The organism is Microbacterium sp. 22179 (assembly GCF_052045715.1).
Lineage (GTDB): Bacteria > Actinomycetota > Actinomycetes > Actinomycetales > Microbacteriaceae > Microbacterium > Microbacterium galbinum.
Genome location: NZ_JBQEPJ010000001.1, coordinates 931,321 through 955,289 on the forward strand (window position 1 = coordinate 931,321; position 23,969 = coordinate 955,289).

Consider the following 23,969-nt stretch of genomic DNA (forward strand, 5'->3'; position numbering starts at 1 on the left):
TCATTGGCAGACTGGGGATGTGATTGTCGTCGTATGCCCTGGTCAGGGCTCGCAGACCCCCGGTTTCCTCGCCCCTTGGCTCGAGCTCGACGGGGTGGCCGAGCGCCTCGCGTCGTACTCCGACGCAGCAGAGGTCGATCTCCGCCTCCACGGCACAGAATCGGATGCCGACACCATCCGCGACACGCGCATCGCGCAGCCGCTGATCGTGGCCGCATCGCTCATCGCGGCCGACGCCCTGAACGCCCGCGCCGGGCGCCGGGCCGACGGCATCGCCGGCCACTCGGTCGGCGAGATCGCCGCCCTGGTGGGCAGCGACGTGATCGATGCCGAGACGGGCATGCGCCTGGTCGGCATCCGCGGACGGGCGATGGCGGATGCCGCGGCGCAGACCCCCACGGGCATGAGCGCGGTCCTCGGTGGCGATGAGGCGGCCGTCCTCGCCCGACTCGATGACCTCGGTCTGTCGCCTGCGAACTACAACGGCGGCGGCCAGATCGTCGTCGCGGGCGAGCTCCCCGCGCTCGAGGCCCTCGCCGCAGAACCGGTCAAGGGCACTCGGGTGATCCCGCTGCAGGTGGCCGGTGCCTTCCACACCACCTTCATGGCTCCCGCCGTGGCCGTGCTGCGGGACGCCGTCGCCGAGGTCACCCCCGCCGACCCGACGCTGACCCTCTGGACGAACCGTGACGGATCGGTCGTCACCCGCGGCGCGCAGGCTCTCGACTACCTGGTCGACCAGGTCTCGTCGCCCGTGCGCTGGGACCTCTGCATGGCGTCGTTCGCCGATCAGGGCATCACCGGCCTGATCGAGCTCGCTCCCGCCGGTGCGCTGGCCGGACTCGCCAAGCGCGGTCTGCGCGGCGTTCCGAGCGTCGCCGTCAAGACCCCCGAAGACCTCGATGCGGCCGTCGCGCTGCTGAACGGAGAAGCCGCATGAGCGCCACCCTGACGCAGGCCACGGGCCCCGCTTTCACCCGCATCTACTCGTACGGTGCCGCGCGCGGCGAGAACGCCGTGCCCAATGACGACCTGATCGGTCCGATCGACTCGAGCGACGAGTGGATCCGCCAGCGCACCGGCATCATCACGCGTGCGCGCGCCGACAAGGGCACCGACGCGATCGACCTCGCGTCCGAAGCCGGCGCCGAGGCGATCGAGAAGGCCGGGATCCCGGCCGACCAGATCGACCTCGTCATCGTCGCGACCATCAGCAACCCGAAGCAGTCCCCGTCGGTCTCGGCGATCGTCGCCGACCGCGTGGGCGCGAACCCCGCAGCGGCCTACGACATCAACGCCGCCTGCGCAGGATACGCCTACGCCGTGGCCCAGGCCGATGCCCTCATCAAGGCGGGTGCCGCCCGCTACGCGCTGGTGATCGGCGCCGAGAAGCTGTCCGACATCGTCGATCCCGCCGATCGGAGCATCTCGTTCCTGCTCGGTGACGGCGCCGGCGCCGCCGTGATCGGCCCGAGCGACACCCCCGGCATCGCTCCGGCAGTGTGGGGTTCCGACGGCTCGAAGGCGGATGCCGTGGGCATGAACGGCACCCTGACGCAGTTCCGCGACGGCGAGGTGCCGTGGCCGACCCTCCGCCAGGAAGGTCAGACGGTGTTCCGCTGGGCGGTCTGGGAGATGGCGAAGGTCGCCCGCGAGGCGCTGGACCGCGCCGGCGTCGAGGCATCAGACATCGCTGCCTTCATCCCCCACCAGGCGAACATGCGGATCATCGACGAATTCGCCAAGCAGTTGAAGCTCCCGGAGACCACGGTGATCGCCCGCGACATCGAGACGACGGGAAACACCTCGGCTGCATCGATCCCGCTGGCCAGCCACCGTCTGATGGCCGAGCACCCCGAGCTCTCGGGCGGACTCGCCCTGCAGATCGGCTTCGGCGCGGGCCTCGTGTTCGCGGCTCAGGTCGTCGTGCTCCCCTGACCGGGGCCCGACTTTCCCTAGACTGTTCCACGGTTCCGAAAACAACCCGTAAGAAAGAGGAAGACCACATGGCTTTCACCAACGATGAGGTCCTCGCCGGCCTCGCAGAGCTCATCACCGACGAGACCGGCATCAACGCCTCCGAGGTCGCTCTCGAGAAGTCGTTCACCGACGACCTCGACATCGACTCGATCTCGATGATGACGATCGTCGTCAACGCCGAGGAGAAGTTCGGCGTCACCATCCCCGACGACGAGGTCAAGAACCTGAAGACCGTCGGCGACGCCGTCAACTTCATCGTCGCGGGCCAGGAGTAATCCACGAGGGATGCCACCCCCGCACCGTCGGGGCGTGGCATCCTCCGTCCTGCCCCCACCCTGCTCTGAATCCCGTCCGACAAGGAACCACACCATGACCAAGCGCATCGTCGTCACCGGCATCGGCGCCACGTCCGCCATCGGCGGGACAGCTCCGGAGAACTGGACCAACCTCCTCGCAGGCGCCTCCGGCACCCGCGCACTCGAGCACGACTGGGTCGCCCAGTACGAGCTGCCCGTCACCTTCGCCGCCGAGGCGATCGTGCGGCCCGAGGAAGTCCTCCCGCGCCATGAGGCCAAGCGTCTCGACCCTTCTTCCCAGTTCGCCCTGATCGCCGCCCGTGAGGCCTGGGCCGACGCGGGCTCCCCCGAGGTCGCCCCCGAGCGCCTCGGCATCGACTTCGCCACCGGCATCGGCGGCCTCTGGACCCTTCTCGACGCATGGGACACCCTGCGTGAGAAGGGACCCCGCCGCGTCATGCCGCTCACCGTCCCGATGCTCATGCCCAACGCCGCGGCCGGCAACCTCTCGCTCCAGTTCGGCGCCCGCGCCTACGCGCAGACCGTCGTGAGCGCCTGCGCCTCGAGCACCGAGTCGATCATCCACGCGTTCCACCACCTGCAGGAGGGACTGGCCGACGTCGTCATCGCCGGTGGCACCGAATCGGCGATCCACCCGATCACGATGGCCTCCTTCGCCTCGGCACAGGCCCTGTCGCGTCGCAACGACGACCCCGCGACCGCTTCCCGTCCCGGCGCGATCGACCGTGACGGCTTCGTCATGGGCGAGGGTGCGGCAGCGCTCATCCTCGAGACCGAGGAGCACGCGAAGGCCCGTGGTGCGAAGATCTACGGCTACGTGCTCGGCGGCGGCGTGACGGCCGACGCCTACCACATCACCGGCAACGACCCCGAGGGCACGGGAGCGGCGCGCGCCGTCACCCAGGCGCTCGAGGAGGCGGGCATCACCGCCGATCAGGTCACGCACATCAACGCGCACGCGACGTCGACCCCGGTCGGAGACCCGAACGAGTACGTCGCGCTCAAGAAGGTCTTCGGCGACCGCATCGACGAGATCCCCGTGTCGGCGACCAAGGCGTCGACCGGTCACCTGCTCGGCGGCACCGGCGCACTCGAGGCGATCTTCGCGCTGCTCGCGCTGCGCGACCGCGTCGCCCCGCCCACCATCAACATGACCGAGCCCGACCCCGCTGTGCCGTTCCGCCTCTCCGGCGAGCCGACGCCACTGGGTGACGGCCCGCAGTACGCGATCAGCAACTCCTTCGGCTTCGGCGGTCACAACGCCGTTGCGGTGTTCGCAGCGGCCGACAACGACTGAGTCCCGCACACGACGACGGCCCCCGGAGATACTCCGGGGGCCGTCGTCGTGTGTCGAGGGCGCGTTCAGCTCGGCACGGACGCCGCGGGCGGGGCGAGCCGCTGGGACCGCGCCACGCGCATCCGGGTGATCCGCGGCAGGAACCAGCCGATCAGCGGACCGACGCCGAAGGCGAAGAGCACGGTGCCCACGCCGACCGGCCCACCGAGCACGAACCCGACCAGCAGGACGCTCCCCTCGATCAGCGTCCGCACGATCCACACCTTCCAGCCGGTGCGGCGCACGAGTCCGGTCATGAGTCCGTCGCGCGGTCCCGGGCCGAAGTCGGCAGCGATGTAGAGTCCGGTCGCGAAGGCGAGCAGCAGCAGACCGAAGATGAACATCGGCGCTCCGATCCAGACGGTCGGCGGAGCGGGCAGCACGAGCAGCGTGAGGTCGGCGGCGGGGCCGACCATCAGTGCGTTCAGCAGCGTGCCGAGGCCGACTCGCTGCCGCAGGGGGATCCACAGCAGCAGCACGACGATCGAGACGAGCACGGTCACGGTGCCGTAGCCGATGCCCGAACTCCCCGAGACGCCGAGTGCGAGGACATCCCAGGGAGCGACGCCGATCCCGCCCCGCACCATGAACCCGAGCGCCACGCCGTAGAGGAAGAGACCGAGCACGAGCTGCCCGAGGCGCTCGACGAGGTCGCGCCGACTCGTGGCGGTGACGGGCAGGAAGACGGCGCGCAGGTGCATCTCTCCATGGTGGATGCCGGTCACGCTCCGAATCCGAGTCCACTCCCCCAGAAGTGGCCTGCAGAAATCAGTCCACTTCTGCGCCATGCTGGAGGCATGGGATCACGACTCGTCGAACAGCTCGGAGCGCAGAACGCCGCCGGCGCCACGGCCTCCGCCCTCGCCGACCAGATCCGCGCGCTCGTGCTCGACGGTCGCCTGACCGTCGGCGAGCGGCTTCCGAGCGAGCGTGCGCTCGCGCTGGAGTTGCGCCGCTCCCGGTCGACGATCACCCGCGCGTACGGGCTCCTCGAGGCAGAGGGCTATGTCGCCCGGCTGCACGGCGGGAGCACCCGCATCACCCTCCCGCACGCCGATATCGTGACCATCCCGACCGACGACGACTCGGCCATCGACCTGTCGATCGCCTCGATGGACTCCACCCCCGGCCTGTACGACGCCACCGTGCGCTCCCTCCCGCGCCTCGCCGCGATGCGGGGCACGAGCGGCTATTCGTTGCGCGGCCTCCCCGAGCTCCGCGAGGCCGTCGCCGCTCGCTTCTCCGAGCGCGGCGTCGAGACATCGGCCGACGAGATCATGATCACCTCGGGGGCTCTGAACGCCCTCAACCTGGTGCTCGCGACGGTCGGACGACGCGGAGAGCGCGTCCTCGTCGAGCAACCGACGTTTCCGCACGCGCTCGAGGCGCTTCATCGTCACGGCTACCGCCTGGTCCCCACCCCCGTCGACGTCGAGGGCTGGGACGCGCGGCACCTCGCCGAAACGCTTCTGAGCGTGCGCCCGCATCTCGCCTATCTGATCCCCGACTTCCACAACCCGACGGGCGCGACGCTCCCCGATGACGAGCGCTCGCGCCTGGTCGCCACCGCGCGCAGCGCCGGGACCACGCTGATCGTCGACGAGACGACCACGGAACTCGACATCGACCGCGGGTGGGCGCCCACACCGATGGCGGCCTACGACCCCCGCGTCGTGACCGTCGGCTCGATGTCGAAGATCGCCTGGGGCGGCATGCGCATCGGCTGGATCCGCGCCGAACGGTCCCTCATCACTCGACTCCTCGCGGTGCGCCCCTCGTTCGAGCTCGGCACGGCCCTGCTCGAGCAGTGCATCGCCGTCGAGCTGCTCGGCGACATGCCGGCCCTCACCGCACACGTGCGCACGCGCTTGCGGGCGGGACGCGCGGCGGTCGAGGCGGGGCTCGCCGCGCTTCCCGGCATCCGGATGCCGTCGACACCCGGCGGCCTCTCGGCGTGGGTCGATCTCGAAGTTCCGGTCTCGACGGCGCTGTCGCTCGCGGCGCGCGAGCGGCAGCTCATCCTGCCGCCCGGGCCGCGGTTCACCACCGGAGGCGTGCTGGAGCGCCGACTGCGCATCCCCATCACGCTGCCCCCGGAGCGGACGGCCGAGGCGATGACGCGCATCGCCGAGTCCTGGGCGCATGTGCAGGGCGGGGCGGCCTCCCGCGGCGACGACCTCCGCCACGCCGCGGTGATCTGACCGGGCCGCCGGCTCTCCGACGTCGGCACCTCCGACGACGAAGACCCCGCCGCTGCGAACAGGGGCGGGGTCTTCGTCTATGGAGCGGGGGACGTCTTCTCAGCGTCCGGGACGAATCACCGGCATCCGATACTCACGCCTCCCGCGCTCCAGGTCTGTGGGTCGGCGGCACGTCAGCCGACCTTGTGCAGCCACACCACACGGGCGTCGTCGCTCGCGTGCCGGAACGGCTCGAGCTCGTCGTCCCACGCGGAGCCGAGAGCGACGTCGAGCTCGCGTTGCAGCTCGAGCGCGCTGCCGGCGGCGATCTCCATCGCGTACCGGATGCGATCCTCGCCGATGACGATGTTGCCGGCGGCATCCGTCTGGGCGTAATGGATGCCGAGGTCCGGGGTGTGCAGCCAGCGTCCACCGTCGCTGCGGGGAGTCGGATCCTCGGTCACCTCGAAACGCAGGTGCTCCCACCCGCGGATCGCGGTCGCGAGAGCGGCGCCGGTGCCCACCGGGCCATCCCAGTAGAACTCGGCGCGGCGCGCGCCGTCGAGCACGGGCTGGTCGGCCCAGTCGAAGTTCACCGCACGCCCGATAGCGCGACCCACCGCCCACTCGAGGTGCGGGCAGAGCGCGCGAGGCGCCGAGTGGATGTACACCACTCCGCGTGCGTAAGCCGTCGCCATGATCTCTCCGTTTCATCAGGTGCGTCTTCCCCAACGACCTGAACTGAAATCAGCGACGATATGCGGTTATGCGCCCATTCTCGCCCACGATCCTGGAAATCACAAGCATGTGATTCCACGGGAAAGGCCCCGGTCGCGACGACCGGGGCCTTTCGTGGAGACGGGTCTCCGAGGTGCAGAGGATCAGGCCTCGCTCATCGCCTGCTTGACCTGCTGGCCCTTGGCGGCGTAGTACGCGGCGCGCGCGGCATCCTTGCGGGCCTGCTCGGCGTAGCCGTGCTCGAGCACCTCCTGCGGAACCTCGACGTTGGGAACGTCATCGGTGCCGTGGTACTTCTCGATGTACGCGTCGAGCTCGGGACCCGACGTCCACGAGGTGATGAGGCAGTAACGCGGCTCGGTACCGTTGTGCGTCGCGGCGTGCCACAGGCGCTGCGTGTCGACGATGAGCTGCGCGCCGGCCGGAAGCGCGATGCGGTACTCGATGCTCGGGTCGGTGCGGTTCTCGCGCAGGACGAAGTAGCTGTCCTTGTCGTCGGTGAGGTTGAAGAAGCCGCGCACGACCCAGCCCGTGCCGTCCGGGTTCAGACGGTTGTTGTCATCCTGGTGCAGGTTGTAGAGGCAGTCGCCGTACGGGGTCGGCTGCAGTTCGATGACCCGGCAGCGCCCGACGTTGGCACCGGGCTCCTGCGCGCGGCGCGTTAGGTTCGGGGCCTTGGCGGTCTGCGAATCGATCCAGACGCCGTCCTTGTCGGTGCGCGGCGGCTTGTGGTTCCAGAAGCCGTTGCACTCGATGTCTCCGAAGGCGCTGGCGAGCGGCGCGAATCGCGTGTCGCCCGAGGACTTCCAGTCGTTGTACTCGATGTCCAGCCACTCTTTGGGGTCGAGTTCCTGGTTGTAGCTGTCGAGGACGACGAAGCCCTTCTCCTCCAGCGCTTTGGACTTGATGTATCCCATGATCGAGTCATGTTCCTTTCATCGGGGGCCAGCACGTTTTAACAGGCCCTGATAAGGCAAGCCTAACAGCGAGCCGTGCGTGCGCTTCGGAGGCGGCCGTGAATAACCGAATAGACTGAAAACGGTGCCGGGTTCACCCTCGACATCGCGCGCTACGGGAGGACGAGACACCAGTATGAGCACCGCCACCAACGTCGAGGCGACAGCAGTCAACACGATCGAGTGGCTCGCGGCGGGGTCGACCACCATCGTCGTCCCCGTATACCAGCGGCAGTACCGGTGGGACATCGGCGGGTGCGAGAGACTGCTCTCCGACATCCGCTCCGTGGCGGACGCCGACGAATCCCACCGTCACTTCATCGGCTCGATCCTCTCCGCGCAGGACGGCGCGACCGACGACGACCTGATCCTCATCGACGGGCAGCAGCGCATCACGACGCTCACCCTCCTCATCGCCGCTCTGCACCACAGCGTGCGGGGCACCGACCCGCAGCTCGCCGCCGAGCTCGAGAGGGTTCTCGTGCGTGCCGACGATCCGTCCCGCACCAAGCTGCGCCCGCACGACGCCTGGGCAGGGCTGTACGAATCGGTCGTGCTCGATCGGCGCGACGACGCCGACCGGGAATCCCGCTTCGACGACAACTACGCGTTCTTCCGGAGTCAGGTGCACGCCGACGAGGTCGCACGCATCTGGCGAGGGCTGCAGCGACTCGAGCACGTGTCGATCACGCTCGGCGCGCAGGCGAACGCGCAGCAGATCTTCGAGAGCCTGAACTCGACGGGTGAACCCTTGCGCGACCACGAGCTCATCCACAACTACATCCTGATGGGGCTCACCCACGCCGAGCAGCTCGATGTGGAGGCCCGCTTCTGGCTGCCGATCGAACGCCACACGGGTGAGACGATCGGCGCCTTCTGGCGGCACTACCTCGTGATGACGACCGGGCGCGAACTGGCGGCGAACGGGGAGCACGGCGTCTACAGCGCCTTCCGCCACTCGTTCCCCCGGGTCGATGCGGAGCGGCTGCAGGCGGATGCCGAGGTCTGGCGCCACTACGCCGAGATCTACGGCATCCTCCTCGACCCCTCGCTCGAGAGCGATCCGGAGATCGCCCGACAGCTGCGCTTCGTGAACACCTTCGGTCGCGCGGCCTACCCGCTCGTGCTCAGCGCCTACAGCGACCACTCCCGCGGGGTCATCGAGCGCGACGAACTGATCGAGACGCTCGAATGGATCCAGGCGCTCTACCTGCGCCGCACCCTCGTGAACCTGCCCAACGAGCGCCTGGTCGCCCGGCTCTGCCGCGCCCGCTCGCAGGGGCGGGAGGCGCTGGCTCGCGCATTCGCACGCATCACCCCCTCCGACGAGCGGGTCAGCGCGGTGCTGAAGTACAGCGAGCTCCCCTACGCCGCCTACGTGCTCGGCCGTCTCGAAGGCGTCGAGGATCCCCTCGAATTCGACGTCGAGCACATCGTGCCCACCGTCCCCGGCGACGCGTGGTCGGGTGACGGGGCGCGCACGTGGAGCGAGTACAGCGAGGACGAGCAGAACAGCCACCGCGCGCTCGCCCCCACGCTGGGCAACCTGACGCTGCTGGAACAGCACCTCACCGAGAGCGTCTTCGGCGCCTCGTTCCCGGTCAAGCGCGCGGATGCCTACGCGCGGAGCAGCGTCGCCGCGACTCGCGACCTGAACGCCATCGACCAGTGGAACACCGCGGCGATCACGGCCCGCACCGTGCGCCTCACCGCCGAGCTGCTGCAGGTCTGGGCGCGACCGGCCCTGCCCGAGATCGACGACGACGGACTGACCCCGATCCTCGACGCCGTCCGCCGTCGCGGCTGGCCCGCCGGTTGGGAGCGCGAGTTCGACTACGTCGAGTACCGCGGCGAGCGGTGGGAGGTGTACGACGTCAAGCATCTCTTCAACCGCGTCCTGCGTCGCGCCTGGACCGACACCCGTGCCGCGGCCCTGTCGTACTCGGCAGCGCACGGCGGCCCCATCTACGACGGCATGGCCTGGAAGGGGCAGTGGGACGAACTCACCGACGGCCACCACCTCTACATGGGCTGGGACTCGAACTACATGATGAGCGCCGTGCAGGGGGTGCTCGAGGAGGCCGGCATCGCCGCCGAGGTGTTCGTCAAGTACTCCTACATCGGCAACGTGATGTAGCGCCGGCTGCACCTTCGCCGCGGACCGCTGCTCGATAGGATCGAAGACGTGACTACCGTCGTGCGCCGCCTGCTGGATCTGACCGTCGAAGAGCACACGCTCACCGTCCCCCTCGTCTGGGGTGATCCCGCCGACAGCCGCACCATCGACGTGTTCGCCGCCGTCGTCTCGCGTCCCGGCGGCGAGACGCTCCCCTACCTGGTGTTCCTCCAGGGCGGCCCAGGCAGCGAGGCGCCCCGCCCGTTCCACGCCGCCACCGCGCCGGCCTGGCTCGACGAGGCACTCGCGCACTATCAGGTCGTGCTGCTCGATCAGCGCGGCACGGGGCGCTCGACTCCCGTCTCCGATGGCGACCTGGCACTCGGTTCCTCGGCCGTCGCCGAGCACCTCACCCATCTGCGGGCCGACGCGATCGTGCGCGACTGCGAGGCGATGCGCCAACACCTCGGCGCCGAGCAGTGGAGCGTGCTCGGCCAGTCCTTCGGCGGCTTCACGACCCTCGCCTACCTCTCCACCGACGCCGACTCCCTGACCGACGTGTTCATCACGGGAGGGTTGAGCGCGATCGGCCGCCACCCCGACGACGTCTACGCCCTCTGCTACGACAAGATGCGCGATGCCTCGGAGCGCTACTACCGGCGCTTTCCCGAGCACCGCGACGCGATGCGGCGCCTGGTCGATCGTGCGGCCGCCGGTGACATCGTGCTCCCCGACGGCGAGGTCGTCTCGGTCTCCCGCCTCCGGTCCTTCGGGTCGGCCCTCGGAACGGATGCCGGATGGCAGACGGTGTGGTCGCTTCTCGAATCGGATCCGACGAAGAACGCGTTCCGCTACGACCTCATGAATGCGATGCCCTACGGCGGACGCAACCCGCTCTACTTCGCCTTCCATGAGTCCAGCTACGCCGATGGCCACGCCACGCGGTGGTCGGCCGAGCGCACCGAGCCCGCGGACTTCCGCGACGACCCGACGCTGTTCACCGGCGAGCACATCCGCCGCGAATGGACCGAGACGGTGCCGGCCTTCCAGCCCTGGCGGGACGTCGCCCTCGAGCTCGCCGAGTTCGAGTGGCCCTCGGTGTACGACGCCTCGGCGATCGCCGCGTCCGAGGCGACCGGCGCCGCCGCCGTCTATGTGAACGACGTGTACGTGCCCTACGAGTTCTCGCTCGAGACCGCGAAGCTGCTGCCGGGCGTCCACCTGTGGCAGACGAGCGAGCACGAGCACAACGGGCTGCGATCGGGCCCCGTGCTCAGCCGTCTCATCGACCTCGCGCACGGTCGACGCATCCGCTGAGCATGTCCGTCGCTCGGCGGATGCCGACGACGTGCACGCACGTCGTCGCGAGTACGACGAAGGCCCCGCTCTCCGAGGAGAACGGGGCCTTCGACGCGGGGGTCCTTACTTGGACGATCCGCCGAAGCCCTTGAAGCGCTGGTTGAACTTCTCGACGCGGCCGGCCGAGTCCATGATGCGCTGCTTGCCCGTGTAGAACGGGTGCGAGGCCGAGGAGATCTCGACGTCGATGACGGGGTACTCCACGCCGTCCAGCTCGATGGTCTTGTCGCTCGAGACGGTGGAGCGGGTGAGGAAGGTCTCGCCCGAACCGAGGTCGCGGAACACGACTGCCTTGTACTCGGGGTGGATGTCAGTCTTCATGGGATTCCTTAGTTGCTGCCCTGGATTGTGCCAGGGACGAGGGAAGTCTGCGGTGCAGAGTGCACCAAGGGTCGATCTTATCAGATGACGGATCAGGATGCCGCGCGAGCCGCGTAGCGTCCGTCCTCGCTGCTGAGCGTGATCGGCATGCCGAACGCCTCCGTGAGCGCTTCGGCCGTGAGCGTCTCGCGGATCGGACCGGCCGAGACCACGCGCCCTTCACGCAGCAGCATGACGTGCGTGAAGCCCACCGGGATCTCCTCGACGTGGTGCGTGACCATGAGCATGGCCGGAGTCGTCGGCGACGAGGCGTAGCCGCTGAGCAGGGCGAGGAGCTCCTCGCGCGAGCCGAGGTCGAGCGAGGCGGTCGGCTCGTCGAGCAGGAGGAGCTCGGGGTCGGTCATCACGGCGCGGGCGATCTGGACGCGCTTCTGCTCGCCGTCGCTGAGAGTGCCGAAGGTGCGATCGGCGAGGTGGTCGAGCTTCCACTCCCCCAGCACGCGCAGCGCGCGGCGCTCGTCGATGTCCTCGTAGTCCTCGTTCCAGCGCCCGAGCACGGAGTACGCGGCGGTGAGCACGGTGTTGAGAACGGTCTCGTCGCGCGGAACGCGCTTGGCCATCGCCGACGAGGCGAAGCCGATGCGCGGGCGCACCTCGAACACGTCGGTGCGACCGAGGGTCTCGCCCAGCACCGTCACGGTTCCCGAGGTCGGGTGCATCAGCGTGTCGGCGAGCTGCAGCAGCGTGGTCTTGCCCGCGCCGTTGGGCCCGAGGACCACCCAGCGCTGGTCGTCCGCGACCTGCCAGGTCACGTGGTCGATGATGTTTCGCCCGTCGCGGCGCACGACGACATCGGTGAAATCCAGAGCGATCGGCATGCGACCAGCCTATCGGCTCAGGCGGTGAGCTCCGCGTAGAGCGCGCAGGTCGCGTCGGCGATCGACGACCAGCTGAACTCGCGCGTGGCCCGGTCCCGTCCGGCATCGCCGTAGACCCGCGCCTGCGCCGGATCCATGGCCACCTCGGTGAGCACGGCCGCGAGGTCGGCGACGTACCGATCGGGGTCGACCGGGGTACCGGTGCCGTCCTGCACCTGCTCGATCGGCACGAGGCGACCCGTCACGCGGTCGGCGACCACTTCGGGGATGCCTCCGGTCGCAGTGCCGACCACGGCCGCACCGCAGGCCATGGCTTCGAGGTTGACGATGCCCAGCGGTTCGTACACCGAGGGGCACACGAAGGTCGTGGCGGCGGTGAGGATCGCCGAGAGCTCGTCGCGCGGCAGCATCCGCTCGATCCAGATCACGCCGTCGCGGGTCTGCTGGAGCAACCGCACGCCCTCCTGCACCTCGGCCATGATCTCGGGGGTGTCGGGAGCTCCGGCGCAGAGGATCAACTGCACCTCGGGCGGCAGCAGCCGCGCGGCCTGCAGCAGATACGGGAGTCCCTTCTGGCGGGTGATGCGCCCGACGAAGACCACCGACGGACGGTTCGGGTCCATGCCGACGGATGCGAGGAACTCCGGGTTCTGCACGGGGCGCCAGCGTTCGACGTCGATCCCGTTGTGGATCACCCGGACCTTCGCGGGGTCGACCTGCGGGTAGCTGCGCAGGATGTCCGCCCGCATGCCCGCGCTCACGGCGATCACGGCCGCGGCGTTCTCGTAGGCGAGCTTCTCGATGCCGCTCGACACGGCGTAGCCGCCGCCGAGCTGTTCGGCCTTCCACGGGCGCAGCGGCTCGAGGCTGTGCGCGGTGAGCACGTGCGGGATGCCGTGCAGCTGCGCGGCGAGGTGTCCCGCGAAGTTCGCGTACCAGGTGTGACTGTGCACGACGTCGGCGCGCTCGATCGCGGCGACGATCTCGAGATCCGTTCCGAGCGTCTGCAGCGCGGCGTTCGCGGAGGCGAGTTCGGAGGGCGTGGAGTACGCGGCAGTACCCCGCTCGTCGCGCGGCGCACCGAAGGCGCGGACGCTCACGTCGATGCTTTCGCGGAGCGCCGCCGCGAGCTCGGCCACGTGCACCCCGGCACCGCCGTAGATCTCCGGCGGATACTCCTTCGTGATCATTTCGACTCGCATGTCTGAACGCTAGTACAGCGGGCCGGATCGCACCTAAGGTGGAGCCATGTCCGCTCCAAAGAAGATCTTCGGCATCATCCTCGCCGGCGGCGAGGGCAAGCGACTCATGCCGCTCACGGCCGATCGCGCGAAACCCGCGGTGCCCTTCGGCGGACAGTACCGATTGATCGACTTCGCGATCTCGAACCTCATCAACTCGGGCCTGCGGCAGGTCGTCGTGCTCACGCAGTACAAGTCGCACAGCCTCGACCGCCACATCTCGCAGACGTGGCGCATGTCGGCGCTGCTCGACTCGTACGTCACCTCCGTTCCGGCGCAGCAGCGCCTCGGCAAGCGGTGGTTCTCGGGCTCGGCCGACGCGATCCTGCAGAGCATGAACCTGCTCAACGACGAGAAGCCCGACATCGTCGTCGTGATCGGCGCGGACCACGTCTACCGCATGGACTTCCGGCAGATGATCGACGCGCACATCGCCTCGGGTGCGAAGGCCACCGTCGCCGGCATCCGCCAGCCCCTCGCTCTCGCGTCGCAGTTCGGCGTCATCGACACCGATCCCGAGGATCAGGGCCGGATCCGTGCGTTCCTCGAGAAGCCGACCGATGCCACCGGTCTGCCGGACGCGCCGCACGAGGTGCTCGCCTCGATGGGCAACTACGTCTTCGACGCCGACGCTCTGATCGCGGCTGTCGAGACCGACGGCGAGTCCCCGACCTCCGGCCACGACATGGGCGGCGACATCATCCCCTACTTCGTCGGGCGCGGTGAGGCCGGTGTCTACGACATGAAGCGCAACGAGGTGCCCGGCTCCTCCCCGCGCGATCGCTCCTACTGGCGCGACGTCGGAACGATCGAGTCGTTCTTCGACGCCCACATGGACCTGATCTCGACCCTGCCCGTGTTCAACCTGTACAACACCGACTGGCCGATCCACTCGCAGACCGTGAACTCGCCCCCCGCGAAGTTCGTGCGCGACTCGGTCGGCCGCATCGGCAACGCGATCGATTCGATCGTCTCGCTGGGGTCCGTGCTGTCGGGAACGCACCTCGAACGCAGCGTGGTGGGTCCGTGGACTCTCGCCGGGGGCGGATCGACGATCACCGATTCCGTCGTGTTCGACCACGTGCACGTCGGAGCCGGATCCCGCGTGCATCGGGCGATCCTCGACAAGAACGTGGTGCTCGCCGACGGTGCGACCGTCGGTGTCGATCGGGAACGCGATCTCGCCCGCGGGTTCACGGTCACCGAGACGGGCATCACGGTTGTCGGCAAGGGACTGTACATCGAGCGCTGAGCGTCATCCGTCCGGCGGCGACGTCCGCGCTCGGTAGGCTCGACGTCGTGACCCCTGCGCGCTTCCTCGTCGTCCTCGATGCCGATTCGACCCTCATCCGCAACGAGGTGATCGAGCTGCTAGCCGACGAGGCCGGGCGCCGCGACGAGGTGCAGGCCGCGACCGAGGCCGCGATGCGCGGCGAGGTCGACTTCGCCGAGAGCCTGCGCACCCGCGTCGCGGCGCTCCGCGGCGTCTCGGTCGATGCCTTCCCCCGCGTTCTCGCGCGCATCGAGCCCACGCCGGGCGTGCGCGAGCTGACCGCCGCGGTTCACGCACGCGGCGGAGTCGTGGGCGTCGTGTCCGGAGGATTCCACGAGATCCTCGACGACGTGGCCCCGACCCTCGGCGTCGATCGCTGGCGGGCCAATCGGCTCCGCGTGGCCGACGGGGCGCTGACCGGCGAGGTCGACGGCGCGATCGTCGATGCCGCAGCCAAAGCCGAGTCGCTCCTCGAGTGGGCCGCCCAGCTGGGTGTCGCCCGGCACGCGACGATCGCGATCGGAGACGGGGCGAACGACCTGAAGATGATGGCGGCGGCCGGCCTCGGACTCGCTTTCAACGCCAAGCCCGCCGTGCGCAACGCGGCGAGTCTCGTGGTCGGACCGCAGGACCTCGCCGAGGTCATCGCTCTTCTCCCCTGATCGGCCCCGCGGGGTTCGGCGGTGTTCTGCGACCCCCTCGCGGATGTCGGAGGCCGGCGCTAACGTCGGCGCATGGACATCATCCTCATCCCGGGCCTGTGGCTCGATGCCGAGAGCTGGAACGACGTGACACCCGTGCTGACGCGCGCGGGGCATCGCGTGCACCCTCTGACCCTGCCGGGAGTCGGTGCGCCCGCGACCCGATCCGCCGACATCGGCATCGCCGACTGGGTCGATGCCGTCACGCAGAAGATCGACGAGCTCCCCGGAGAGCGGGTGGTCGTCGTCGGACACAGCGGCGGGGGAAACGTGGCCTGGGGCGCGGCGAACGCCCGCGCCGACCGCGTCTCCCGCGTGGTCTTCGTCGACACCGTTCCGCCGCCGCCCGGTCACGGCATCAGCGAGTTCGAGGTCGTCGACGGTGTCGTGCCGTTCCCCGGGTGGGACTTCTTCCCCGATGAAGACGTGTTCGATCTCGATGCCGACACGCGTGCGCGCACCGCACCGACCGCGAAGAGCGTTCCCGCGCGCGTGCCGACCGACGCGATCGCCTTCGAGGGCGATGCGCGCTTCGGAGTGCCGGTGACGATGCTGATGGGCGGACTCGACCAGGAGACGCTCGAATCGGAGATCTCCGACTGGGGTCCCTACGGCGACGAGTACAGCGCGATCGACGACGTCGAGGTCGTGCGAGTCGGCTCCGGTCACTGGCCGCAGTTCACGATGCCCCAGCGTCTCGGCGAACTGATCCTCGCCGCCGTCGCCCGCTGACCGACCGTCGGGGCGCGGTCAGCGGCGAGGCCGCTCGGAGAATCGAGGGGAGATCAGCGCGACGGGCGTCAGTGGCCCATCCCGAGGCCGCCGTCGACGGGGATGACGGCGCCCGAGATGTACGCCGCGTCGTCACCCGCGAGCCAGGTCACGACGCCCGCGACCTCGTCGGGGCTCGCGAATCGTCCCGCGGGGATGTTGGCCTTGTACTGCTTCTGGGTGTCTTCGGGTAGCTCGGCGGTCATGTCGGTCTCGATGAAGCCGGGAGCGACGACGTTGGCCGTGATGCCGCGGCTGCCGAGTTCGCGCGTCAGCGAACGTGCGAAACCGACGAGGGCGCTCTTCGACGCCGAGTAGTTGATCTGACCGGCCGAGCCGTACAGCCCGACGACGCTCGAGATCAGGATGACGCGGCCGAAGCGTGCACGCAGCATCCCCTTCGACGCGCGCTTGACCACGCGGAAGGTGCCCCCCAGGTTGGTGGCGATGACGCTGTCGAAGTCGTCCTCGCTCATGCGCAGGAGCAGGGTGTCCTTGGTGATGCCGGCGTTCGCCACGACGATCTCGATCGGGCCGAGCTTCTCCTCGACCTCGGTGAATGCGGCGTCGATCGCGGCGGCATCCGTCACATCCGCGCGCACCGTGAGCGTGCCCTCGGGGCCCTCGCCGCTGCGCGCGGTGACGGCGACGCGATAGCCCTCGCGCACGAATCGCTCGGCGATCGATCGGCCGATGCCCCGGTTGCCTCCGGTGACGAGGACGACGCGCTGCTCACTCATGTTCATTCACTCCCGCTGTTCACGACGATCCGGCATCCGAACCGACACCGATCCTACCGAGGATGCTCCCCCGAGTCGGGCGCGCGGCGTTTGACACCCGCGCAGCGGGCTGGGACCCTGATCTCGACGAAAGGGTCTCCGCGTGAGCGACAACACCACTCCCCCTCCAGCCGGCGGAACGCCGTACACTCCGCCGCCCGCCCCTCCCGTGCAGCCCACCCAGGCGTACCCGGGAGCCGCTCCCGTCTACGGCGCACCTGCCGCCCCCGGCTATGGGCAGCCGCAACCGCCGGTCCAGCCCGGCTACGGCGCGCCCCACCAGCCGTACGGCTACGCGCAGAATCCGTATCCCGTCTACCCGGCACCGCGTCCGACCAGCGGCCTCGCGATCACCTCGCTCGTCTGCGGCATCGTGAGCCTTCTGTTCAGCTGGCTCTTCCTCCCGGCGCTCGCGTCCATCGCCGCGGTGATCACCGGGCACATGGCGCTGAAGAAGACGAAGAACGACCCGACTGTCGGCGGACGCGGAATGGCGTTCGCCGGTCTCATCCTGGGGTACGTCGTGCTCGGTATCGGCGTGCTGACGATCGCGATCTCGCTCATCAGCCTCCTCGCGTTCGGAGCGTTCACCCTCCCCTTCCTCTACAACAGCTGATCGACCCACGAACGCACTCCAGCCCCCCGCCCACCGGCGTAGGCTGGAGGCATCGTGAACCGCAAGCGCACCGTCCCCGCCGTGACCTCTCTGCCGCAGTCGCCGGCAGCCGAGTCCGATCACCGCGTGCGCCGCTATGCGATCACGATGACGATCCGCATCGTGTGCTTCGGCCTCATGGTCTTCGTGCAGCCTTACGGCTGGTACACGTGGGTCTTCGCCGCCGCGGCCGCGGTGCTCCCGTACATCGCCGTGGTCTTCGCGAACGCCGGCAGCGACAGCACCGAATCGGGGGCGGAGTCCCCTCGGCAGGAGATCGAGGCGGCACCGGCGGTCGTCCCGGAGCCGATCGAGGAAGCTCCCGGCGTCATCACGATCCACGAGAAGCCGCAGGATCGCACGTGACCGATCTCATCTGCTCGCGCGCCGGCTGCCGGAGCGCGGCGACGAAGCAGGTCGTCTGGCGTAACCCACGCATCCACGCTGCGGACCGCGAGAAGATCTGGCTGGCGTGCGACGAGCACGTGGACTACTTGCACGACTACCTGGTGGCCCGCGACTTCCCGGTGACCGTCCGAAACGGAGTACCCGCGTGAGCAAGCGCCTGACCCGTTGGATGGTCTACGTCCTCATCGCGATCGGCTTCGCGGTCGCCTGCGCGTTCCTCTCCAACTGGCAGTTCGAGAGGAACGAGTCCCGCGCCGAGCAGATCGAACTGGTCGAGCAGAACTACGATGCCGACCCGGTCCCGCTCGGAGACCTGATCGGCGACGACGACCTCCTCCAGCCCGGCGATGAGTGGCATCCGGTGCTGCTCCGCGGCGAGTACCTTTCCGACCAGCAACTGCTCGTGCGCAACCGGCCGCACGGCGGCACCAGCGCCTTCGAGGTCCTCGTGCCGTTCCGTGACGCCGACGGTCGCGTGTTCATCGTCGACCGCGGCTGGGTTCCCCCGGGCGACGGCGACACCCCGGATGCGGTTCCCGAGGCCCCGAGCGGCACCGTCGAGGTCGTCGCGCGACTCCGCCCGAGCGAGCAGGTCCCGGCCTCCGGGCGCGGTGCCCCCGACGGGCAGGTGCCGACCATCAACCTGCCGACGATCGCCGGCCTCGTGGAGGGCGATGTCATCACCGCCGCCTACGGACAGCTGATCAGCGAAGATCCCGCGGGTACGCCGCTCGGAGGCTTCACGTCGCCCACCGACGATCCGGGGCCCCACCTGTCATACGCGATCCAGTGGATCCTCTTCGCGATCATGGGTTTCATCTTCATCGGCTACATCATCCGCACCGAAATCGTGAAGCACCGCGAGGAGATCGAGGGCCGACCGGCCCCCGTCAAGGAGAAGCGTCGCCGTGACAAGGACGCCGACGTCGAGGACGAACTTCTCGACGCCCGCTGAGGTCAGCTCCTCGCCGCCCCGGCATCCGTTCGTCCCCATGCGCGGCCGTCGCGCTCGTAGACGACGCGGGTGTGCCGACGATCCTGCGAGCCCTGCCAGAACTCGATGCGTTCGGGCACGAGGCGCCACAGCACCCAGCCACCCGGCTCGATTCCCGCGCGGGCGGCAGCCGAGCGCGCGGAGAGATCGGCGGCGCTCTCCTCCCTCGCGGCTTCGACGACCCGCCCGCGCACGCGGACCGCACGCACCAGGGGCTGCCACCAGAGATTGAGCGCGGCAGCAGGATGCGCCGACAGCTGATCGCCCTTGCGCGACGCTCGAGGACCGGCGAACGCCCAGCCCCGTTCGTCGACGTCCTTGAGGATCAGCGCCCGCGCGTCCGGGATGCCGTCGGGGCCGACCGTCGCCAGCGTCGCCACGTGGGGCTCGGGCACTCCGGCATCCACCGCCGCGCCGATCCAGTCGCGGAACAGCTCGAGCGGAGAATCCGGCAGCAGCGTCGCGTCCCAGACCGGCGCGTCGCCGATCAGAGTGGGTTGCGCCCGCAACCAGGAGGAGATCGTGCTCGGCGGGGTCGGCATGCTCTCGACTATGCCACCGATCCCTCGCGCTCGCGTCAGGCGAGCTCGATCAGGTCCTGGTACTCCTGGTTCCAGATGTCCTCCACGCCGTCCGGGAGGATGAGCACACGCTCGGGATTCAGCGACTGCACGGCGCCCGGGTCGTGCGAGACCAGCACGACGGCCCCCTCGTAGTGCGCGAGGGCGTCGAGGATCTCCTCGCGCGACGCGGGGTCGAGGTTGTTCGTGGGCTCGTCGAGAAGCAGCAGGTTCGCCGACGACACGACGAGGGTCGCGAGCGAGAGACGGGTCTTCTCCCCACCGGAGAGCACACCCGCCGGCTTCAGCACGTCGTCCCCCGTGAACAGGAAGGAGCCGAGCACGCGGCGCGCTTCCGTCTCGGTGATGTGCGGGGCCGCCGAGACCATGTTCTCGAGCACCGAACGATTCACGTCGAGGTTCTCGTGCTCCTGCGCGTAGTACCCGACCTTGAGGCCGTGGCCGGGCTCGAGCTGTCCCGTGTCGGGCTGATCGACGCCCGCCAGCATTCGCAGGAGCGTCGTCTTGCCGGCACCGTTCAGACCCAGCACGACGACCTTCGAACCGCGATCGATCGCCAGGTCGACGTCGGTGAAGATCTCGAGCGAACCGTACGACTTCGACAACCCCGACGCCATGAGGGGCGTCTTGCCGCAGGGCGCGGGCTTCGGGAAGCGCAGCTTCGCGACCCGATCCTGCTGCCGCACGTCGTCGAGTCCGGCGAGGAGCTTCTCGGCGCGCGCGACCATCTGGTGCGCGGCCGCGGCCTTCGACGCCTTCGCCCCGAAGCGCGCGGCCTGCAGCTGCAGCGTCGTCGCCTTCTTCTCGGCGTTGGCGCGCTCCTTCTTGCGGCGCTCCTCGTCGGCCACGCGCTGACGCAGGTAGTTCTTCCAGTTCATGTTGTACGTGTCGATGACCTGGCGGTTGGCATCGAGGTAGAACACGCGGTTGACGGTCTCGCCGACCAGTTCGACGTCGTGGCTGATCACGATCAGCCCGCCCTTGTACGTCTTGAGGAACTCGCGCAGCCACACCACGCTGTCGGCGTCGAGGTGGTTGGTCGGCTCGTCGAGGATCATCGTCTCGGCATCCGAGAAGAGGATGCGGGCGAGCTCGATGCGACGACGCTGACCACCCGACAGCGTCGACAGCGGCTGGTCGAGGATGCGGTCGGGAAGCGAGAGGTTGTGGGCGATGGATGCCGCCTGCGCCTCGGCGGCGTAGCCGCCCTGCGCCTCGAACTGCTCGGTCAGCGCCGCGTAGCGCTTCATGGCCTTCGCGGCGACGGCGGGGTCGTCCGATCCCATCGCGAGCGACGCCTCGGTCATGCCGAGATTGAGCTGGCCGAGACCACGGGCGTCGAGGATGCGCGTGCGCGCCAGGTCCTCCGGGTTGCCCGAGCGCGGGTCCTGCGGCAGATAGCCGAGCTCCCCCGAACGCGTCACGCTGCCGCCGGAGGGCAGGACGTCGCCGGCGAGCACCTTGGTGAGGGTGGTCTTGCCCGCTCCGTTGCGGCCGACGAGACCGATCTTGTCACCGTCGCCCACGCGGAACGACACGTTCTCCATCAGGAGGCGAGCGCCCACGCGGATCTCGAGTTCGTGCACGGCAAGCACAGCGGGATGTCCGTTCGTTCGGGAGGAAGGTGGCCGAGCGGCCAGCCTCCCAGTATAAGCGCCCCGACGGTACGGCCATCCCAGGAAGATCACTCCCCGGTGTGACGCGGTCGATACCGCAGAGGGATGACCGTCCTGCCACCCGGTTCGTAACGTTCGAGGGTGGACGTGATCAATGACCTCATTCTCCAGGCCGTGGCCTCGCCGTGGCTCGTGCTCGTTCTCTTCGCCGTCACGGTGATCGACGGCTTCTTCCCTCCCGTGCCGAGCGAGACGGTGCTCGTCGCCGCCGCGGCCGCGTCGGTCTCGGGCGGAGGCACGAATCTGCTCCTCCTCGGCGTCGTGGCTGCGCTCGGCGCCGCACTGGGCGACAACATCGCGTTCCTCATCGGTCGGCGTCTCGGTACGTCCCGTGCGGGCTGGATGCAACGGCCCCGCGTCCGCGCCGCGTTCGCCCATGCCGAGCGCGCGCTGGAGACCCGCAGCGCCGCGCTGATCCTCGGCGCCCGCTACATCCCGGTCGGTCGTGTGGCCGTGAACATGACGGCCGGGGCCCTGCGCTTCCCCTGGCGGCGGTTCCTGCCGCTCAGCCTCGTCGCGGGGGCGAGCTGGAGTGCCCTCAGTCTCGCGATCGGTCTGCTCGCCGGCAGCTGGATCAAGGATCAGCCGCTTCTGAGCGCCGGCGTCGGCATCGTCATCGCCCTGCTGATCGGCATCGTGATCGACCGCGTGTCCGCCACCCGACGCCGCCGGAGCGCGCCCGCCCACCTGGCAGGATGAAGATCATGACCCGTGTCCGGCGTGCTCCCCGTCACTCCCGGCGGACGATCGCGTTCATCGGGCTCTGGACGGTGACCGTCGGCCTGTACTCGGTGTTCGTCCCGGTCCACGCCGCCCTCTACGGAACCCCCGTCGCGCTGGCATTCCTGCTCGGCGCCGGGGTCTGCGGCGCCCTCCCCCTCTCGATCGCCCGCCCGCGCACGGCGATCGTCGTGTTCTGCACGGCGGTGCTCATCGTCCCGCTCGTGACCGACACCGCCCTCGCTGCGACCGCCCCCTGGCCGTGGTCGGTTCCCGCCACGCTCGCGTTCGTCGGCCTCCTCGGGCTCGTCACCGGTATCCACGGGGCGCGGCCGGGACTCCTCCTCCTCGTGCTCGCGCTCGTCGCATCGCTCACCGCCCCGCTGCTGCGCCCCGACATCATCGAGACGGCGAACGTCGCGGCGACCGCGACGGCCGATCTCATCGTCACCGCGTCCGTTGCCGTGGCCGCTTTCCTCCTCGCGCTGCTGATCGCCAGCCGCCTGCGCATCGGCGTCGAGCTCACGCGCGAGCGCGAGCATTCCGCCCTCGAGGAGTCGCGGCGCGCCCTGATCGAGGAACGCACCCGCATCGCCCGCGAACTCCACGACGTCATCGCGCACAGCATGTCGGTCATCCAGGTGCAGGCGTCGACGGCGCGTTACCGCCTGCCATCGATCGACGACACCGCCGCGGCCGAGTTCGACGACATCGCCGCGACCGCGCGCACGTCGCTGAGCGAGATGCGGCGGATGCTCGGGGTGCTGCGCACCGAGGATCAGGCCGTGGAACTCGCTCCGCAGAACGGCATCGACGACATCCCCGCGCTGGTCGACACCATCCGCCGCGCCGGCGTCGACGCCGGTCTCTCGCTCGTGGGGATGGATGCCGCGACATCCGCTCCCCCGGCCGTCCAGATCGCGGCCTACCGGATCGTGCAGGAGAGCCTCAGCAACGCGGTGCGGCATGCGTCCGGCAACGCGGTGACCGTTCAGCTGCAGGCGGATGCCGGCACTCTCCGCATCCGCGTGCGCAACGCCGCCCCCGCGGAGGCGCAGGATCGCGGCGCCGGGCACGGCCTGCGCGGAATGCGCGAGCGCGCCGAGGTGCTCGGCGGCAGTCTCTCGGCGGGCCCCGCTCCCGACGGCGCCTGGCTCGTCGAGGCCGCCCTCCCCCTGGCCGGAGGGCGTGACGATTCGCCGTCCCCGGCATCCGCCCCTCCGAAGGAGAACCCGTGACCATCAGTGTCCTCATCGCCGACGATCAGGCCATGGTGCGCGCGGGCTTCGCCGCGCTGCTCGACGCGCACGACGGCATCCGCGTCACCGGTCAGGCTTCCACGGGAACCGAAGCCGTGTCGCTCGCCGCACGGCTCGACCCCGACGTGATCCTCATGGACGTGCGGATGCCCGACCTCGACGGGATCGAGGCGACCCGCCGCATCCTCGGCTCCTCGTACCCCGCGGCGCATGTGCCCCGCATCCTCATGCTCACCACCTTCGACATCGACGACTACGTCTACGACGCTCTCGAGGCGGGGGCGAGCGGGTTCCTGCTCAAGGATGCGCTCCCGGAGGAACTGGTGCACGCCGTGCGCGTCGTCGCCGGGGGCGACGCGCTGCTCGCCCCGAGCGTGACCCGCCGGGTGATCGCGCAGTTCGCCGGACGTCGCCCCCGTACGCCCCGCGCGGCTTCCGCCCTCGCCGAGCTCACCGACCGTGAGCGCGAGGTGCTCGTGCTGATCGGCCGCGGGCGGTCCAACGGCGAGATCGCCGCCGAACTCTTCATCGCCGAGCAGACGGTGAAGACGCACGTCGGCAAGGTGCTCGCGAAGCTCGGACTCCGCGACCGTGTGCACGCGGTGATCCTGGCCTACGACACCGGACTCGTCGAACCGTCCTGACCGCACCCTCCTGGCCGTGCCCCTCGGCGACGGCGGCGCCTCACCCCTCGGTACGGGGTCGAACGGCACCGCGGGGTGATGCCCTC

The 23,969-nt window shown here is 69.5% G+C and carries 26 protein-coding genes; 17 read left to right on the forward strand and 9 right to left on the reverse strand.

Annotation, left to right across the window (positions count from 1 at the left end; genetic code table 11):
• Positions 1 to 19: 19 nt before the first annotated feature.
• The 4 genes from ACTJKK_RS04590 to ACTJKK_RS04605 all read left to right on the forward strand — a co-directional run bounded on the left by ACTJKK_RS04590 (position 20) and on the right by ACTJKK_RS04605 (position 3,594).
• A complete protein-coding gene (locus ACTJKK_RS04590; protein ID WP_440747137.1) occupies positions 20 to 940 on the forward strand; it encodes an ACP S-malonyltransferase in 921 nt (306 codons plus the stop codon).
• On the forward strand, positions 937 to 1,938 hold the full coding sequence (locus ACTJKK_RS04595; RefSeq protein WP_247632084.1) for a beta-ketoacyl-ACP synthase III: 1,002 nt from the start codon (positions 937 to 939) through the stop codon (positions 1,936 to 1,938). Before ACTJKK_RS04590 ends, ACTJKK_RS04595 begins: the two co-directional genes overlap by 4 nt.
• Positions 1,939 to 2,006: 68 nt before the next feature.
• Entirely contained in the window at positions 2,007 to 2,255 is a 249-nt protein-coding gene (locus ACTJKK_RS04600; protein ID WP_017202249.1) for an acyl carrier protein, read from the forward strand.
• 94 nt (positions 2,256 to 2,349) lie between these two features.
• Positions 2,350 to 3,594 carry a beta-ketoacyl-[acyl-carrier-protein] synthase family protein gene (locus ACTJKK_RS04605; protein ID WP_247956291.1) on the forward strand — a complete coding sequence of 415 codons (1,245 nt, stop codon included), beginning with the start codon at positions 2,350 to 2,352 and terminating at the stop codon, positions 3,592 to 3,594.
• A gap of 65 nt (positions 3,595 to 3,659) precedes the next feature.
• On the opposite strand, the gene yczE is transcribed toward ACTJKK_RS04605, so the two are convergent.
• Positions 3,660 to 4,358 carry a membrane protein YczE gene (yczE, locus tag ACTJKK_RS04610; RefSeq protein ID WP_440747138.1) on the reverse strand — a complete coding sequence of 233 codons (699 nt, stop codon included), beginning with the start codon at positions 4,356 to 4,358 and terminating at the stop codon, positions 3,660 to 3,662.
• A 72-nt stretch (positions 4,359 to 4,430) separates the two neighbouring features.
• Here yczE and yczR point away from each other — a divergent pair, with 72 nt between their 5' ends.
• The gene (gene yczR / locus ACTJKK_RS04615) at positions 4,431 to 5,834 is read left to right on the forward strand and encodes a MocR-like transcription factor YczR (protein ID WP_440747139.1); all 1,404 of its coding nucleotides are present in this window, start codon (positions 4,431 to 4,433) and stop codon (positions 5,832 to 5,834) included.
• A 173-nt stretch (positions 5,835 to 6,007) separates the two neighbouring features.
• Here yczR and ACTJKK_RS04620 read toward each other — a convergent pair whose 3' ends face one another.
• Positions 6,008 to 6,511: a DUF3145 domain-containing protein gene (locus tag ACTJKK_RS04620; RefSeq protein WP_247622283.1), complete on the reverse strand. Its 504-nt coding sequence runs from the start codon at positions 6,509 to 6,511 to the stop codon at positions 6,008 to 6,010.
• Positions 6,512 to 6,694: 183 nt separating this feature from the next.
• On the reverse strand, positions 6,695 to 7,468 hold the full coding sequence (locus ACTJKK_RS04625; RefSeq protein ID WP_247622282.1) for a hypothetical protein: 774 nt from the start codon (positions 7,466 to 7,468) through the stop codon (positions 6,695 to 6,697).
• Between the two features lie 175 nt (positions 7,469 to 7,643).
• On the opposite strand from ACTJKK_RS04625, the gene ACTJKK_RS04630 reads away from it, so the two are divergent.
• Entirely contained in the window at positions 7,644 to 9,644 is a 2,001-nt protein-coding gene (locus ACTJKK_RS04630; protein ID WP_440747140.1) for a DUF262 domain-containing protein, read from the forward strand.
• 48 nt (positions 9,645 to 9,692) lie between these two features.
• A complete protein-coding gene (locus ACTJKK_RS04635; RefSeq protein WP_440747141.1) occupies positions 9,693 to 10,940 on the forward strand; it encodes an alpha/beta fold hydrolase in 1,248 nt (415 codons plus the stop codon).
• A 105-nt stretch (positions 10,941 to 11,045) separates the two neighbouring features.
• Here ACTJKK_RS04635 and ACTJKK_RS04640 read toward each other — a convergent pair whose 3' ends face one another.
• The 3 genes from ACTJKK_RS04640 to glgA form a co-directional block, all read right to left on the reverse strand.
• Entirely contained in the window at positions 11,046 to 11,303 is a 258-nt protein-coding gene (locus ACTJKK_RS04640; protein WP_021200734.1) for a type B 50S ribosomal protein L31, read from the reverse strand.
• A gap of 92 nt (positions 11,304 to 11,395) precedes the next feature.
• Positions 11,396 to 12,181: an ABC transporter ATP-binding protein gene (locus tag ACTJKK_RS04645; protein WP_247622279.1), complete on the reverse strand. Its 786-nt coding sequence runs from the start codon at positions 12,179 to 12,181 to the stop codon at positions 11,396 to 11,398.
• A gap of 17 nt (positions 12,182 to 12,198) precedes the next feature.
• Positions 12,199 to 13,383: a glycogen synthase gene (gene glgA / locus ACTJKK_RS04650; protein WP_440747142.1), complete on the reverse strand. Its 1,185-nt coding sequence runs from the start codon at positions 13,381 to 13,383 to the stop codon at positions 12,199 to 12,201.
• Between the two features lie 46 nt (positions 13,384 to 13,429).
• Between glgA and glgC the strand changes: the two genes are divergently transcribed.
• The 3 genes from glgC to ACTJKK_RS04665 all read left to right on the forward strand — a co-directional run bounded on the left by glgC (position 13,430) and on the right by ACTJKK_RS04665 (position 16,128).
• Positions 13,430 to 14,674, forward strand: coding sequence for a glucose-1-phosphate adenylyltransferase (glgC, locus tag ACTJKK_RS04655; protein WP_247622277.1), 1,245 nt, complete (start codon positions 13,430 to 13,432; stop codon positions 14,672 to 14,674).
• A 47-nt stretch (positions 14,675 to 14,721) separates the two neighbouring features.
• Complete coding sequence (serB, locus tag ACTJKK_RS04660) at positions 14,722 to 15,357, forward strand: phosphoserine phosphatase SerB (RefSeq protein WP_247956298.1); 636 nt, start codon at positions 14,722 to 14,724, stop codon at positions 15,355 to 15,357.
• Positions 15,358 to 15,429: 72 nt separating this feature from the next.
• A complete protein-coding gene (locus ACTJKK_RS04665) occupies positions 15,430 to 16,128 on the forward strand; it encodes an alpha/beta fold hydrolase (protein ID WP_440747143.1) in 699 nt (232 codons plus the stop codon).
• Between the two features lie 68 nt (positions 16,129 to 16,196).
• On the opposite strand, the gene ACTJKK_RS04670 is transcribed toward ACTJKK_RS04665, so the two are convergent.
• On the reverse strand, positions 16,197 to 16,907 hold the full coding sequence (locus tag ACTJKK_RS04670) for a beta-ketoacyl-ACP reductase (protein WP_336640222.1): 711 nt from the start codon (positions 16,905 to 16,907) through the stop codon (positions 16,197 to 16,199).
• Positions 16,908 to 17,049: 142 nt separating this feature from the next.
• On the opposite strand from ACTJKK_RS04670, the gene ACTJKK_RS04675 reads away from it, so the two are divergent.
• The 4 genes from ACTJKK_RS04675 to ACTJKK_RS04690 are packed head-to-tail and all read left to right on the forward strand — an operon-like array spanning position 17,050 to position 18,964.
• Positions 17,050 to 17,562 (forward strand): DUF4190 domain-containing protein, encoded by a 513-nt coding sequence (locus tag ACTJKK_RS04675; RefSeq protein ID WP_247622273.1) that lies wholly within the window; start codon positions 17,050 to 17,052, stop codon positions 17,560 to 17,562.
• Between the two features lie 54 nt (positions 17,563 to 17,616).
• Positions 17,617 to 17,967: a DUF3099 domain-containing protein gene (locus ACTJKK_RS04680; RefSeq protein WP_440747144.1), complete on the forward strand. Its 351-nt coding sequence runs from the start codon at positions 17,617 to 17,619 to the stop codon at positions 17,965 to 17,967.
• On the forward strand, positions 17,964 to 18,158 hold the full coding sequence (locus ACTJKK_RS04685; protein ID WP_440747145.1) for a hypothetical protein: 195 nt from the start codon (positions 17,964 to 17,966) through the stop codon (positions 18,156 to 18,158). The genes ACTJKK_RS04680 and ACTJKK_RS04685 overlap by 4 nt, the downstream gene beginning before the upstream one ends.
• Positions 18,155 to 18,964, forward strand: coding sequence for an SURF1 family cytochrome oxidase biogenesis protein (locus tag ACTJKK_RS04690; protein ID WP_440747146.1), 810 nt, complete (start codon positions 18,155 to 18,157; stop codon positions 18,962 to 18,964). Before ACTJKK_RS04685 ends, ACTJKK_RS04690 begins: the two co-directional genes overlap by 4 nt.
• A 2-nt stretch (positions 18,965 to 18,966) precedes the next feature.
• On the opposite strand, the gene ACTJKK_RS04695 is transcribed toward ACTJKK_RS04690, so the two are convergent.
• Both ACTJKK_RS04695 and ACTJKK_RS04700 read right to left on the reverse strand, forming a co-directional pair.
• Complete coding sequence (locus tag ACTJKK_RS04695) at positions 18,967 to 19,545, reverse strand: pyridoxamine 5'-phosphate oxidase family protein (protein WP_440747147.1); 579 nt, start codon at positions 19,543 to 19,545, stop codon at positions 18,967 to 18,969.
• Between the two features lie 35 nt (positions 19,546 to 19,580).
• Complete coding sequence (locus tag ACTJKK_RS04700) at positions 19,581 to 21,179, reverse strand: ABC-F family ATP-binding cassette domain-containing protein (RefSeq protein WP_247622268.1); 1,599 nt, start codon at positions 21,177 to 21,179, stop codon at positions 19,581 to 19,583.
• Between the two features lie 162 nt (positions 21,180 to 21,341).
• Between ACTJKK_RS04700 and ACTJKK_RS04705 the strand changes: the two genes are divergently transcribed.
• The 3 genes from ACTJKK_RS04705 to ACTJKK_RS04715 are packed head-to-tail and all read left to right on the forward strand — an operon-like array spanning position 21,342 to position 23,883.
• Positions 21,342 to 21,959, forward strand: a complete 618-nt coding sequence (locus ACTJKK_RS04705; RefSeq protein WP_440747148.1) for a DedA family protein — start codon at positions 21,342 to 21,344, stop codon at positions 21,957 to 21,959.
• A gap of 5 nt (positions 21,960 to 21,964) precedes the next feature.
• Positions 21,965 to 23,218 carry a sensor histidine kinase gene (locus ACTJKK_RS04710; protein WP_440747149.1) on the forward strand — a complete coding sequence of 418 codons (1,254 nt, stop codon included), beginning with the start codon at positions 21,965 to 21,967 and terminating at the stop codon, positions 23,216 to 23,218.
• Positions 23,215 to 23,883: a response regulator gene (locus ACTJKK_RS04715; RefSeq protein ID WP_247956305.1), complete on the forward strand. Its 669-nt coding sequence runs from the start codon at positions 23,215 to 23,217 to the stop codon at positions 23,881 to 23,883. The genes ACTJKK_RS04710 and ACTJKK_RS04715 overlap by 4 nt, the downstream gene beginning before the upstream one ends.
• Positions 23,884 to 23,969: the final 86 nt, after the last annotated feature.

Coding starts and splice junctions, on each gene's coding strand:
- ACTJKK_RS04595 (WP_247632084.1), top strand. CDS start 937: ATGAGCGCCACCCTGACGCAGGCCACGGGCCCCGCTTTCACCCGCATC.
- ACTJKK_RS04600 (WP_017202249.1), top strand. CDS start 2,007: ATGGCTTTCACCAACGATGAGGTCCTCGCCGGCCTCGCAGAGCTCATC.
- ACTJKK_RS04605 (WP_247956291.1), top strand. CDS start 2,350: ATGACCAAGCGCATCGTCGTCACCGGCATCGGCGCCACGTCCGCCATC.
- yczR (WP_440747139.1), top strand. CDS start 4,431: ATGGGATCACGACTCGTCGAACAGCTCGGAGCGCAGAACGCCGCCGGC.
- ACTJKK_RS04620 (WP_247622283.1), bottom strand. CDS start 6,511: ATGGCGACGGCTTACGCACGCGGAGTGGTGTACATCCACTCGGCGCCT.
- ACTJKK_RS04625 (WP_247622282.1), bottom strand. CDS start 7,468: ATGGGATACATCAAGTCCAAAGCGCTGGAGGAGAAGGGCTTCGTCGTC.
- ACTJKK_RS04630 (WP_440747140.1), top strand. CDS start 7,644: ATGAGCACCGCCACCAACGTCGAGGCGACAGCAGTCAACACGATCGAG.
- ACTJKK_RS04640 (WP_021200734.1), bottom strand. CDS start 11,303: ATGAAGACTGACATCCACCCCGAGTACAAGGCAGTCGTGTTCCGCGAC.
- ACTJKK_RS04645 (WP_247622279.1), bottom strand. CDS start 12,181: ATGCCGATCGCTCTGGATTTCACCGATGTCGTCGTGCGCCGCGACGGG.
- glgA (WP_440747142.1), bottom strand. CDS start 13,383: ATGCGAGTCGAAATGATCACGAAGGAGTATCCGCCGGAGATCTACGGC.
- glgC (WP_247622277.1), top strand. CDS start 13,430: ATGTCCGCTCCAAAGAAGATCTTCGGCATCATCCTCGCCGGCGGCGAG.
- ACTJKK_RS04665 (WP_440747143.1), top strand. CDS start 15,430: ATGGACATCATCCTCATCCCGGGCCTGTGGCTCGATGCCGAGAGCTGG.
- ACTJKK_RS04670 (WP_336640222.1), bottom strand. CDS start 16,907: ATGAGTGAGCAGCGCGTCGTCCTCGTCACCGGAGGCAACCGGGGCATC.
- ACTJKK_RS04695 (WP_440747147.1), bottom strand. CDS start 19,545: ATGCCGACCCCGCCGAGCACGATCTCCTCCTGGTTGCGGGCGCAACCC.
- ACTJKK_RS04710 (WP_440747149.1), top strand. CDS start 21,965: ATGACCCGTGTCCGGCGTGCTCCCCGTCACTCCCGGCGGACGATCGCG.